At 55.9% G+C, this 12,397-nt stretch carries 10 protein-coding genes and 1 other RNA gene; 7 read left to right on the forward strand and 4 right to left on the reverse strand.

Annotated features, from left to right (window positions below; all coding sequences use genetic code 11):
* The first annotated feature begins 111 nt into the window (after window positions 1-111).
* A complete protein-coding gene (locus OKF39_RS10415) occupies window positions 112-1,512 on the forward strand; it encodes an MFS transporter (protein ID WP_248037896.1) in 1,401 nt (466 codons plus the stop codon).
* 3 nt (window positions 1,513-1,515) lie between these two features.
* Window positions 1,516-3,891, forward strand: coding sequence for a glycoside hydrolase family 3 N-terminal domain-containing protein (locus tag OKF39_RS10420; protein WP_479983750.1), 2,376 nt, complete (start codon window positions 1,516-1,518; stop codon window positions 3,889-3,891).
* 5 nt (window positions 3,892-3,896) lie between these two features.
* Here OKF39_RS10420 and rprA read toward each other — a convergent pair.
* Window positions 3,897-4,004: antisense sRNA RprA (gene rprA / locus OKF39_RS10425), an RNA gene on the reverse strand.
* A 209-nt stretch (window positions 4,005-4,213) separates the two neighbouring features.
* Window positions 4,214-5,329, reverse strand: a complete 1,116-nt coding sequence (gene ydiK, locus OKF39_RS10430) for an AI-2E family transporter YdiK (RefSeq protein WP_041910407.1) — start codon at window positions 5,327-5,329, stop codon at window positions 4,214-4,216.
* Between the two features lie 198 nt (window positions 5,330-5,527).
* Here ydiK and ydiJ point away from each other — a divergent pair, with 198 nt between their 5' ends.
* From ydiJ to OKF39_RS10445, 3 genes are all read left to right on the forward strand, one after another.
* On the forward strand, window positions 5,528-8,584 hold the full coding sequence (gene ydiJ / locus OKF39_RS10435) for a D-2-hydroxyglutarate dehydrogenase YdiJ (protein WP_248199211.1): 3,057 nt from the start codon (window positions 5,528-5,530) through the stop codon (window positions 8,582-8,584).
* A complete protein-coding gene (gene menI / locus OKF39_RS10440; protein ID WP_028012841.1) occupies window positions 8,581-8,991 on the forward strand; it encodes a 1,4-dihydroxy-2-naphthoyl-CoA hydrolase in 411 nt (136 codons plus the stop codon). Before ydiJ ends, menI begins: the two co-directional genes overlap by 4 nt.
* Window positions 8,992-9,076: 85 nt before the next feature.
* Complete coding sequence (locus OKF39_RS10445; protein ID WP_003857766.1) at window positions 9,077-9,271, forward strand: YdiH family protein; 195 nt, start codon at window positions 9,077-9,079, stop codon at window positions 9,269-9,271.
* A 50-nt stretch (window positions 9,272-9,321) separates the two neighbouring features.
* Here the strand turns inward: OKF39_RS10445 and OKF39_RS10450 are convergent, their stop codons facing one another.
* Together OKF39_RS10450 and OKF39_RS10455 are read right to left on the reverse strand one after the other, a co-directional pair.
* Window positions 9,322-9,951 (reverse strand): helix-turn-helix domain-containing protein, encoded by a 630-nt coding sequence (locus OKF39_RS10450; RefSeq protein ID WP_402740444.1) that lies wholly within the window; start codon window positions 9,949-9,951, stop codon window positions 9,322-9,324.
* Window positions 9,952-10,020: 69 nt separating this feature from the next.
* Entirely contained in the window at window positions 10,021-10,680 is a 660-nt protein-coding gene (locus OKF39_RS10455; RefSeq protein WP_049138935.1) for a winged helix-turn-helix transcriptional regulator, read from the reverse strand.
* Window positions 10,681-11,098: 418 nt separating this feature from the next.
* On the opposite strand from OKF39_RS10455, the gene OKF39_RS10460 reads away from it, so the two are divergent.
* Together OKF39_RS10460 and OKF39_RS10465 are read left to right on the forward strand one after the other, a co-directional pair.
* Window positions 11,099-11,629 carry a fimbrial protein gene (locus OKF39_RS10460; RefSeq protein ID WP_041912021.1) on the forward strand — a complete coding sequence of 177 codons (531 nt, stop codon included), beginning with the start codon at window positions 11,099-11,101 and terminating at the stop codon, window positions 11,627-11,629.
* Between the two features lie 79 nt (window positions 11,630-11,708).
* Window positions 11,709-12,386, forward strand: a complete 678-nt coding sequence (locus OKF39_RS10465; protein ID WP_479983751.1) for a fimbrial biogenesis chaperone — start codon at window positions 11,709-11,711, stop codon at window positions 12,384-12,386.
* Window positions 12,387-12,397 lie beyond the last annotated feature (11 nt).

Genomic DNA, 12,397 nt, shown 5'->3' on the forward strand with positions numbered 1-12,397 from the left:
AATTGTTAGTGCGCAACGCGTTGCTAATACTTGAGCCTTACTGCGCATTTCCCTTCAGATGATGCGCAACTGGTTGAAATACGTTTTAACCTGATAAAAAGGCAAATAACAATGACACTCTCCTCTGTATTGCGTACCAAAGATAAAATAGGTTATGGCTTAGGTGATATGGCCAGCGCGCTGGTCTGGCAAACAGCCACATTATTTCTTGCTTATTTCTATACCGACGTTTTTGGTTTGCCTGCCGCGATCATGGGTACCATGTTTTTAGTGGTGCGCGTGGTTGATGCGTTTGTCGACCCGTGTATTGGCGCGCTGGTTGACCGCACGCAGACGCGTCACGGCCGTTTCCGTCCCTGGCTGCTGTGGTTTGCTATTCCCTTTGGCGTAAGCTGCCTTATTACCTTCTACGTACCGGACGTCGGGCCGACGGCAAAAATTGTTTATGCCTGCGCGACCTACGCGATTTTAAGTCTGATTTACTCCGCCATTAACGTGCCTTACTGCGCCATGCCCGGTGCGCTGACGCTGGATCCGCGCGAGCGTCACTCCCTTCAGTCCTGGCGTTTTGGCCTGTCATTTATTGGTGGGTTGATCGTAACGGTTATCGCTCTGCCGCTGGTCTCATTGTTGGGCCAGGGCAATCTGCAGAAAGGCTATTTCTATGCCATGAGCCTGATGGGGCTGCTGGGAATTGTGCTGTTCTTTTGCTGTTTCCTGATGACCCGTGAGCGTTATTCCCCGCGCAATGATACCTCCGGCTCCATGCTCACCGATTTAAAACTGCTGGCCGGTAACAGCCAGTGGCGCATTGTGTTTGTGTTTAATATTTTGCTGTTAACGGCGGTGGTGACGCGCGGCTCTGCCACCATGTATTACGTCAACTATGTACTGTTGCGCCCGGAGCTGGTTTTTGCCTTTATTGTTTCTGGCATGGTGGCCTCGCTAAGCGGCGCGTTATTATCTGAACGCCTGCTGGGGAAATTTGACCGCGTACGCGCCTATCAGTGGACGATAATGTCCTTCGTCATTTTCGGCGCGCTGATTTTCTTCCTGCCGCCTTCGCAGGTGTGGCTAATCTTTGGCCTTAACATCGTCTTTAGCTTTATTCAAAACCTCACCACGCCGCTCCAGTGGACCATGTTCTCTGATGTGGTCGACTACGAAGAGCATCGTAGCGGCCGCCGTCTGGACGGGCTGGTCTTCTCTACCGCACTGTTCGCCATCAAGTTTGGCCTTGCGCTGGGCGGGGCGGTGGTCGGCTGGGTGCTCGGCATGGTGGATTACGCCCCGGGCCAGGCAGCCCAGGCGCCGCACGTGCTCTCCACCATCAACGCGCTGTTCACCCTTATTCCGTGCGCGCTGTTCCTCTGCATGGTGGCGCTGCTTTCCATCTACAAGCTCAACAGCCGGCTGGTGGATTCCATCGCCCGGGAGCTGGCCAGCAAGCGTGAGGTAAGACCCGACGCGGGGCAGCTCAGCCCGGCAACCCCTTCCGCACTACAGGAGTAAAATATGACTGCTATCTATAAGGACGCGGGACGTCCCGTGCACGAGCGCGTCGCTGATTTACTGGCGCGCATGACCCCGGAAGAGAAGTTCGCCCAGATGCACGCCTACTGGCTGATCCTTGATGAAAACGGCAACCACCGGGAGCGCAGCGATTTGAGCGACGAATTCGCCGGCGTCAGCGAGCAGGCGGCGCTGAGCGAACGGCTAAAACTGGGCGTCGGGCAGATCACCCGTCCGCTCGGCACCCACATCGTTGACGCGAAAACCGGGGTGCGCGCGGCTAACCGCCTGCAGCGCATGATGATGGAAGAGACGCGGCTTGGCATTCCGGCGTTGTTCCACGAGGAGTGCCTGGTGGGGCTACTGTGCAAAGACGCCACCCTGTTCCCGTCCTCGCTCAACTACGGCTCGACCTGGGACCCGGAGCTGGTGCAGCGCGCGGCAGAGCAGATCGGTAAAGAGGCGCGTTCCGTCGGTTGCCAGCAGGGGCTGGCCCCGGTGCTGGACGTTTCCCGCGACGTCCGCTGGGGGCGAACCGAAGAGACCTTCGGGGAAGATCCCTGGCTGGTGGGCGTGATGGCAACCGCCTGGGTGAAAGGGTTACAAGGCGACAAGCGCGATCTGCTGGCGACGCTCAAGCATTACGTGGGCCACTCGTTCAGCGAAGGGGCGCGCAACCACGCCCCGGTGCATCTTGGTTTTAGCGAGCTGAACGACACCTTCCTGCTGCCGTTTGAAATGGCGGTCAAGCTGGCAAATGCCGGTTCGGTCATGCCCGCCTACCACGACATCGATAACCAGCCGGGGCACAGCGACAGCTTCCTGTTGACCACCGTCCTGCGCGAACAGTGGGGCTTCGACGGCATTATTGTGGCGGACTACGGCGGCGTCAGCCTGCTGCACCAGCACCACGGGATTTCCCACGACGCAGCGGAGTCCGCCGCGCTGGCGTTTAACGCCGGGCTGGACGTTGAGCTGCCGAAAGATGACTGCGCACGCCATCTGGCGGAAGCGGTAGAGCGCGGGCTGATCTCTATGGCGAAAGTCGATGAGATCGTGGCGCGTACGCTGACCGAAAAATTCCGTCTCGGCCTGTTTGAGAACCCGTATGCCGATGAAAACGGCATCGATCTGCAAAATGAGATGACCCGCCAGGTGGCGCGGGAGGTGGCGACAAAATCGGTCACGCTGCTGGAAAACAACGGCATTCTGCCGCTGAACGGTAAACCCCGCGTGGCGGTGGTGGGGCCGACGGCAGACGATCCGCTGGCGTTACTCAGCGGGTATAGCTTCCCGGTCCATCTGATCATCAGCGATATGGTTGAGGAGACCTCGCAGGTGACGACGCCGCGCGCGGCGCTGGAGCAGTACCTGGGTGCATCGAACGTGCGCTACGCGAAAGGGTGCCACATTATTGAAAAACGGATGGCGGGTGCGCCGGTCTTCCCGGGCGACAGCGGCGGCAAGCCAATGCAGCAGTCTCCGGTGTCGCAAAGTACCGCACTTATCCCCGAGGCGGTCAGCGCCGCACAGGAGAGTGATGTGGTGGTGGCCTTCGTGGGCGATCTCGCCGGGCTGTTCCAGAGCGGCACGGTAGGGGAAGGCTCCGATACCGACTCCCTGAATCTGCCGGGCGTGCAGCAACAGCTGCTGGAGGCGCTGGTGGCGACGGGCAAACCGGTGATCGTCGTGATGACCGGCGGGCGTCCGTACAACCTTCAGGGGCTGGAGGAGAAGATTGCCGCGCTGATGATGGCCTGGGCGCCGGGACAGGAAGGGGGCTGGGCGATTGCCGATGTGTTAACCGGTCGCGCGGAGCCGCAGGGCCGGCTGGTGGTCAGCGTGCCGAAAAGCGCCGGGGCGATGCCATTCTACTATAACCACAAGCTGAAAAGCGGCGGCACGCCGTTCGCGTTCCATTTCGGTGCGCGCTACCCGTTTGGTTTCGGCCTCGGCTGGACGCAGTTTAGCTGGGGCACTGCCCGCGTCGCTGAAAGCAGCGTGCCGGTCGACGGTGAGGTGACGCTGAGCGTGGATATCACCAATACCGGCGAGCGCAGCGGCAGCGAGGTGGTGCAGGTCTACGTGCGGGACAAGGTCGCCACCCAGGTGCGCCCGCTTCAGGAGCTTAAGGCCTTCCAGCGCGTCACGCTCTCGCCGGGCGAAACCGCCACGCTCACCTTCACGCTGCCGGTTGAGATGTTCAACTTCACCCGCCGTGACGGCAAGCGCATCGTTGAGCCGGGCGAGTTTGAACTGCAGATTGGCGCATCGTCGGCGGATATCCGCCAGGCGTTGACGGTCAATGTGACAGGTGAAACGCGGGTGCTGCCTGCTGAGTGGCAGATGCTCAGTGCCTGTGAGGTTACGCGCGCGTAGTCAGGATAAAAAAAAGCCCATCGTGGGAGATGGGCAAAGACTACACACAGCAATTCGTTGTTTCACTCAGGGGATTTCCATGCTTATAAATCAAGGTGTTGATTTATAACCGTGAGCTAATAGTAGGCATTGTAATTTTTAGCGTCGATCAGATTCGTCTCAATAGTTAAAGAGACGTAAAGATTTCTTGAGAATAATAGCGGACTTAGTGCTGAAATGGCGGGTCTGACCAGTGTGCAACGAATAAATACTTTAGCGGCGTTAAAGTATTGTGCGGGATAATGTAGGCCGGGTAAGCGTAAGCGCCACCCGGCAACAAGGCTTAATGGGTATTCTTTTCTTCCAGCTCTTCCAGCTCGCTCAGAATCACGTCCGGGTCGGTTCCAGGCGGCGGCACTTCATGAACCCAGGCGGAGAACAGACGCCAGGTAACGGCAAGCAGCACCGGGCCAATGAACAGACCGATCATCCCGAAAGCAATCAACCCGCCGATAACCCCGGAGAGGATCAGGATCAGCGGCAGGTCTGCGCCCATGCGGATGAGGATGGGGCGAATCACGTTATCCATGGTGCCAACCACGCAGCTCCAGACCAGCAGCACCGTTCCCCACGTGGTATCACCCGTCCAGTAAAGCCAGATAATGCTCGGAACCAGCACCAGCAGCGGCCCCAGTTGTGCAAGGCAGGTCATCAGCATGACTACGGTAAAGACGGTGGCGTACGGTACGCCAGAAATCGCCAGGCCGATACCGCCCAGCACCGCCTGCACCAGCGCCGTCACCACGACGCCCAGGGCGACCGCGCGCACGGCCTGCGCGGCCAGCAGCACCGCGGCGTCACCGCGTTTTCCCGCCAGGCGGGTGGCAAAGTGACGAACGCCTAAAGCCACCTGCTCACCGCGCCAGTAAAGCAGGGCGCTGAAGACCAGCATCAGGGTACAGTGCATCATAAAGCGGCCGATATGTGCGGCCTGACCGACAAACCAGGTGGTGGTGGTGCCAATATACGGACGCACTTTCGCCATCAGCGCGCTGCCGCCCATCTCCAGCAGGCTATGCCAGCCGCTGTAAAGCTTAGCGCCCACGACCGGAATGCTGTTCAGCCAGCCGAGGTCCGGCAGCGTCAGGTCGCCGCTTGTCACGGCGCGGATCACCGGGCCGCTGGAGTCGACAAGGCTGTTTACCAGCAGCGCAATTGGAATAATAAACAGCAGGAACAGCAGCAGCGTCATCACCAGCACGGCCAGCCCGCGGCGGCCAAACAGCAGTTTCTGCAAGCGCAGCAGCAAAGGCCACGTGGCGACGACAACGGTCGCAGCCCAGGCGAAGCCGAGAATAAAGGGTTGAACAATCCACAGACACGCAATAATCATGAGGGCCAGGAACAGCACCGACAGCAGAATTTGCGCAACATCCCTGGGCTGGCGAAGATTGACCATAAATGAAACTTTCCTTAAAAGAACGCCAGTACCACTGGCGGGAATGGAAAACCGCGTCTCTCTTATCATTAGCGATCGCAGCGGTTTTTGACAGGCGAATTCTGCCTGTAATTCAGCAGAGATTATAAGAAAAAAATGTGATAAAACTTTTAAGATACACGCAAACGATTCCCACAACTCTAATTAGGGTCGACAGTAATGATCCCACAGATTTCTCAGGCACCTGGCGTCGTTCAGCTGGTGCTTAATTTTTTGCAGGCACTGGAGCAACAGGGTTTTACAGGTGATACCGCCACGAACTATGCCGACAGGCTGACGATGGCAACCGATAACAGTATCTACCAGCTTCTTCCCGATGCGGTCGTTTTCCCTCGTTCCACGGCCGACGTGGCGCTTATCGCCCGGCTGGCAACGCAGGAGCGGTTTGCCTCTCTGGTCTTCACGCCGCGCGGGGGTGGCACCGGAACCAACGGTCAGGCGCTGAACCAGGGCATCATTATTGATATGTCGCGCTATATGAATCGCATCATTGAGATCAACCCCGAAGAGGGATGGGTGCGGGTTGAGGCGGGCGTTATCAAAGATCAGCTTAATCAGTACCTCAAGCCTTACGGCTACTTTTTTGCCCCTGAACTCTCCACCAGCAACCGAGCAACCATCGGGGGGATGATCAACACCGATGCCTCCGGGCAGGGGTCGCTGGTCTACGGTAAAACCTCCGATCACGTGCTGGGCGTGCGGGCAGTATTGTTAGGCGGCGATATCCTTGATACCCAGCCGATGCCGGTCGAACTTGCGGAAACGCTGGGTAAAGATAACACCACCAGCGGGCGCATCTACCGCACCGTGCTGGAGCGCTGCCGCGACAACCGCCAGCTTATTCTCGACAAATTCCCCAAACTGAACCGCTTCTTAACGGGCTACGACCTGCGCCACGTGTTTAACGACGACCTGACGCAGTTTGATTTAACCCGCGTGCTGACCGGCTCCGAAGGAACGCTGGCGTTTATTACCGAGGCGCAGCTGGATATCACCCGCCTGCCGAAGGTGCGTCGCCTGGTGAACGTCAAATATGACTCCTTCGACTCCGCGCTGCGCAATGCGCCGTTTATGGTGGAAGCGCAGGCGCTGTCGGTGGAAACCGTCGACTCTAAGGTGCTGAATCTGGCGCGGGAAGATATCGTCTGGCACTCCGTGCGCGAGCTGATTACCGACGTGCCGGACAAAGAGATGCTTGGCCTCAACATCGTGGAATTTGCCGGTGATGACGCGGAGCTGATTGAAAGCCAGGTGACGACGCTCTGCCAGCGCCTGGATGAGCTGATTGCTCATGGCGAAGGCGGCGTGATTGGCTGGCAGCTTTGTCACGATCTGGCCGGTATCGAGCGTATTTACGCCATGCGTAAAAAAGCCGTGGGCCTGCTTGGAAATGCGAAAGGGGCGGCGAAGCCGATTCCGTTTGCCGAAGACACCTGCGTGCCGCCCGAGCATCTGGCGGATTATATCGTGGAGTTTCGCGCCCTGCTGGACGGCCACGGCCTGAGCTACGGCATGTTCGGCCACGTGGATGCCGGGGTGCTGCACGTGCGTCCGGCGCTGGACATGTGCGACCCGCAGCAGGAGATCCTGATGAAGCAGATCTCCGACGACGTCGTGGCCTTGACCGCCAAATACGGCGGTCTGCTGTGGGGGGAGCACGGGAAAGGGTTCCGCGCGGAATACAGCCCGGCGTTCTTCGGGGAGCAGCTTTACGCGGAGCTGCGCAAGGTCAAAGCGGCGTTCGACCCGGATAATCGCCTCAATCCGGGGAAAATCTGCCCGCCTGAAGGGGTGGACGCGCCGATGCTCCAGGTGGATGCCGTTAAGCGCGGTACGTATGACAGACAGATTCCGATTGCGGTGCGCTCGTCCTGGCGCGGCGCGATGGAGTGTAACGGCAACGGCCTGTGCTTTAACTTTGACGTGAAAAGCCCGATGTGCCCGTCAATGAAAATCACCAGCAACCGCATTCACTCGCCGAAAGGGCGTGCGACGCTGGTGCGCGAGTGGCTGCGTTTGCTGGCGGACCGTGGCGTCGATCCCCTGAAGCTGGAGCAGGAGCTGCCGGAAAAACGGGCCAGCCTGCGCTCGCTGATTGAGCGCACCCGCAACAGCTGGCATGCCAATAAGGGCGAGTATGATTTCTCCCATGAGGTGAAAGAGGCGATGTCCGGCTGTCTGGCCTGTAAAGCCTGCTCTACCCAGTGCCCGATTAAAATCGACGTGCCGGAATTCCGCTCGCGTTTCCTGCAGCTCTACCACACCCGCTATCTGCGCCCGGTGCGCGATCATCTGGTGGCGACGGTGGAAAGCTACGCGCCGCTGATGGCGCGCGCGCCGAAGACCTTTAACTTCTTTATCAATCAGCCGCTGGTGCGCAAGCTTTCCGAAAAGCATATCGGCATGGTCGATCTGCCGTTGTTGTCGGTGCCGTCGCTGCAGCGCCAGCTCGTCGGCCACCGCTCGGCGAACATGACCCTGGAACAGCTCGAAGCGCTTACTCCTGAGCAAAAAGCGAAGGTGGTGCTGGTGGTCCAGGATCCGTTCACCAGCTACTACGACGCGCAGGTGGTCGCTGACTTCATCCGCCTGGTTGAAAAACTGGGCTATCAGCCGGTAGTGCTGCCGTTCTCGCCAAACGGCAAGGCGCAGCACATTAAAGGCTTCCTGAACCGCTTTGCGAAAACGGCGCAAAAAACCGCTGATTTTCTCAACCGGATCGCCGAACTTGGGATGCCGATGGTCGGCGTCGATCCGGCGCTGGTGCTTTGCTATCGCGATGAATACAAGCAGACGCTGGGTGATAAGCGCGGCGATTTCCACGTCATGCTGGTGCACGAGTGGCTGCCGGCAGCCCTGGAAGAGAAGGCCATTCAGGAGGCTGGTGGTGAACCGTGGTATCTGTTCGGACACTGTACGGAAGTGACGGCGCTGCCCGGCGCCCCGGCGCAATGGGCGTCTATTTTTGCGCGTTTCGGCGCGAAGCTGGAGAACGTCAGCGTGGGCTGCTGCGGTATGGCGGGCACCTACGGCCACGAGGTGAAAAACCACGCCAACTCGCTCGGCATCTATGAGCTGTCGTGGCATCAGGCGATGCAGCGATTGCCAAGAAACCGCTGCCTGGCGACGGGCTACTCCTGCCGCAGCCAGGTGAAACGGGTTGAGGGTAACGGCGTACGCCACCCATTACAGGCTTTACTGGAGATAATTGGATGATCTGGAAACGTGCCGTCACGCTGCAGGCGCTAAACGCCATGGGCGAGGGGAATATGGTGGGGCTGCTGGATATCCAGTTCACCCGCATTGGGGAAGACGATCTGGAGGCGACGATGCCTGTCGATAGTCGCACCCATCAGCCGTTTGGCCTGTTGCACGGCGGGGCTTCCGTCGTGCTGGCGGAAACCCTGGGCTCCGTCGCGGGATATCTCTGCACCGAAGGCGAACAGAAGGTGGTCGGGCTTGAGGTGAATGCCAACCACATTCGCTCGGTGCGCAGCGGGCGCGTGCGCGGTATCTGCCGCGCGCTGCACGCTGGCAGCCGCCACCAGGTGTGGCAGATTGATATTCTCGACGAGCAGGATCGCCTGTGCTGCTCGTCGCGTCTGACGACGGCGGTCGTGTAAAGTTTTCAGATGAATTGCCTTTGGTCAAAAACTAGCCAGCATGTTGTGATATACTGGTCAGGATTTGTACATAAGCGAGGACATCATGGATACTGAAATAACCCCAACACAGCTGGCAATTGAATATTTACGTCGCGATAAGAGCAACCTGTCTCCGGCGCAGTACCTGAAAAAGCTGAAACAGCTTGAGCTGGAGTTCACGGATCTGCTGGCGCTCTCTTCGAATGAACTGAAAGAAGAGATCTACTTTGCCTGGCGGTTGGGCGTTCACGTCCATTGAGTGAGTGTTGTTGAACAGGCCGCGAGTGCGGCCTTTTTTGTGTCTGACATTCAGTATTTAGCGGGGAGCTTGTTGATTTTAATAAGCCTGCCTTCTTCCATTTCGATAAATCCGCCGGTTTTTAAATCCGCCAGAATGCGCATTACGCCGCTGCGGGAGAGCTGGGTTTTCTCCCGAATATACCTTTCCGCCGTTACGCTGCTGCGATAACTTTCATCTTCCTCCATCAGCTTTATCAGCTGCTGGCGAATCATCTCATATGCCGTCGGTGCGCCCTGCGGCATCACGTTGTTATAAAGCCGGCTATAGACAAACATCAGTTGTTTCGAGAGCAGCCCCCACAGCGCCTTTTCCTTGAGAATCTCATTCAACCGTTCGGTGGTGAGCGTTCCTATCAGGCACGGGCTAACGGTCTTCAGGTAATCATTGAAATAGATATCTGTCAGATTAGCGAGACCGAAAAGGGCGGGGCTGCGGGCCGTGGAGAGCATCATGTCGTCGCTTCTTCTGTAGATAGCGACCGTCCCCTCAAGAATTAAATAGCACATTCCCTGACCGTTGATCTGAAGATCGAGCCGCTCACCGCGAGCGGTGCGTCGCGTTGTGCAATCAGGCAGTAAGTGAGAAATAAGCTCTTGTGCGTAGGGCGAGCCACGGTGAGACTTTTCTGGAAGGGACATGGTAGCCGGTAACCTTAAAAATAACCTGGCTAATTATAGCGTTTCTCGCCGGGACAGGCACGGTGGCAATCAATATTTGCGTGGCAGATGGTGAATTTCAAGCAGCACGCCGCGCTCCATGGTGATGTACTTGCCGGTCCGCAGTTCCGACAGAATACGCATAATTCCGCTACGTGAAAGATACGTCCGGCTTTTGATGTAGGCTGCCGCCGTTGTATTTTGCCGTATGGCGTCCGGCTCTTGCATCAGCTCAACAAGCTGGAAGCGGATGATATCGTAAGCAGACATTTGCGATATTTGTGCACAATGTTCGTATACCCGCGAGGCGGTATAAATAAGCAGTTTTGAGAAGTGCTCCCATAAATCGTACTGGGACACTATTTGATTGAAACTCTCCAGCGAGACGCGCGCGATCTCGGCAGTCTCCAGTGCCCTGACGTACAGGTGCTCAGAGGAAAACTGGCTGCTGACGCCCAGAATAAAAGGCGCAGATTCAGAATTTAACACAATACCGTCGCCGCGACGATGAAGCGCCACGCTGCCCTGGATTAACAAAAAACACTGCCGGACATTATCTTTATAATAATGTACCGTCTCCCCCCGACCGATGATCATTCTGCTGGCGGCTGGCAGCACATGTTTAATCAGGGTGTCTATATCGGCGAACGGCTTTAAATCCAGAACGGAGGATTGATAATTATTCAGTGGGGTGGTTAAACGTGTATTCATAAGATACCTCACATCGACTTCTTGTGTGATCAATTTTTGATCTGCAGAGGGAATTATCTTAAAAACGAAGAACTCAGGGAATATTCTGGTGAGGTCTAAAAGTAGACCGGGAGTTCTTGTGGGGGTAACTGGTTGAATATAAATACAAAATTCGAAAGGTCTAATAATAGACTTCTGCAATATAAGATATGATTTTGCTGACGTAAATGTTGAGTTTTCGTTAAATCAGAGTCTACAGCTAGACCATCTAAAAGTTGTACTCATTAAAATGATTATATAAATTTTGACCAGTCAGTCAGGAAGACCTTAAGCCATTCAGCGAAAAATAAAAGAACCCTTAGCGATTCTTTTATCGGTCTTCTGCTGCTTGAATTTCAATAATAAATAAAGTTATCCCGTGAACAGGAAAATGAACATTATGAAAAAGAGTATTATTTTAGCGATGGTTGCGACGGGTTCAGCCTTAATGATGGGCAATGTTCTCGCCGCCGCAGGAACCGTTAATTTTAATGGTAACATCCTGGATTCAGCCTGCGACGTGGCTGTTGCTTCTCAAAACCAGGTGGTCGTATTAGGCGATTATTATAAAACAGAATTCCCGACAACAGGGTCCAGAACGGCGGCAACGAAATTCGATATTATTCTGAAGAACTGCCCGGTTACGGTCACCAGTGCCAAAGTTCGTTTTGACGGTACGCCTGACCTGACCAACGCCGATCTGCTGGCGATTGATACCTCTGTCGCCGGGGCGGCAACGGGTGTTGCCATTAATTTAATGACCGCTGATAAAGCCGATCTGCCATTGCACGGCAGCAACGGCTACAACTATGTACTGAGCAGCACCGCAGACAATACGCTGAATTTCTATGCACAGTATATTTCAACGGCGGCATCGGTAACGGCGGGTCCTGCCAACTCCGTCGCTAACTTCTCCGTTGTTTACAACTAGTCATTAAGCAGAACAAGAGTCAGCTCCGCGAGGCGCTGCGCGGGGGCATAAACTGCCCCCTTGTTTTAAGAGGTCCAAAATGAATTTTATTTGCAAAACCCTGCTGAGTGCGGCGGTTATTACTGTATCTGTTTCGCATGCTTATGCCGGGGTTATTATTGGTGGTACCCGCGTAATTTTTGATGGCGGGAAAAAAGAGGCATTCATCAGTGTAAACAATGCGGATGCCGCCCCTTATTTAATCCAGTCCTGGGTCGACATGCCAGAGGGTAATGCTAATAAAGCACCTTTTATCGTCACGCCACCTTTGTACAGACTGAACGGCGGCCAGCAAAATATTGAACGGATTTTACTCTCCGGCTCACTGCCGCAGGATATAGAAAGCCTCTTCTGGTTAAATATTAAAGCGATACCTTCAGCGAGCAAACAGGCAAACTCGTTACAAATTGCCGTTAAAACACGTATTAAGCTTATTTATCGCCCGACAAGCCTGAAGGCGTCAACACCGGAAGAACAGGCGAATAAATTAACCTGGTCCCGGAGCGGAAACAACCTTCAGGTCACAAATCCTACACCGTATGTGATCAACTTTAATGAAATAAGCGTCGGCGGTAAAAAGCTGGAGGATGTTTCCTGGGTTGCACCTGGCGCAGTGGCAGCATTTCGCTTACCGCCAGGCGTTAATGGCAATCAGATCGTATTTAAAGTGATTAACGATTATGGCAGCCCGGGAATAATACATCAGGCCAGCTTTTAGTTCCTGAGAAA

This window comes from Enterobacter cloacae complex sp. HYC042_NIDB (assembly GCF_056673315.1).

Coding starts and splice junctions, on each gene's coding strand:
- OKF39_RS10415 (WP_248037896.1), top strand. CDS start 112: ATGACACTCTCCTCTGTATTGCGTACCAAAGATAAAATAGGTTATGGC.
- OKF39_RS10420 (WP_479983750.1), top strand. CDS start 1,516: ATGACTGCTATCTATAAGGACGCGGGACGTCCCGTGCACGAGCGCGTC.
- ydiK (WP_041910407.1), bottom strand. CDS start 5,329: ATGGTCAATCTTCGCCAGCCCAGGGATGTTGCGCAAATTCTGCTGTCG.
- ydiJ (WP_248199211.1), top strand. CDS start 5,528: ATGATCCCACAGATTTCTCAGGCACCTGGCGTCGTTCAGCTGGTGCTT.
- menI (WP_028012841.1), top strand. CDS start 8,581: ATGATCTGGAAACGTGCCGTCACGCTGCAGGCGCTAAACGCCATGGGC.
- OKF39_RS10445 (WP_003857766.1), top strand. CDS start 9,077: ATGGATACTGAAATAACCCCAACACAGCTGGCAATTGAATATTTACGT.
- OKF39_RS10450 (WP_402740444.1), bottom strand. CDS start 9,951: ATGTCCCTTCCAGAAAAGTCTCACCGTGGCTCGCCCTACGCACAAGAG.
- OKF39_RS10455 (WP_049138935.1), bottom strand. CDS start 10,680: ATGAATACACGTTTAACCACCCCACTGAATAATTATCAATCCTCCGTT.
- OKF39_RS10460 (WP_041912021.1), top strand. CDS start 11,099: ATGAAAAAGAGTATTATTTTAGCGATGGTTGCGACGGGTTCAGCCTTA.
- OKF39_RS10465 (WP_479983751.1), top strand. CDS start 11,709: ATGAATTTTATTTGCAAAACCCTGCTGAGTGCGGCGGTTATTACTGTA.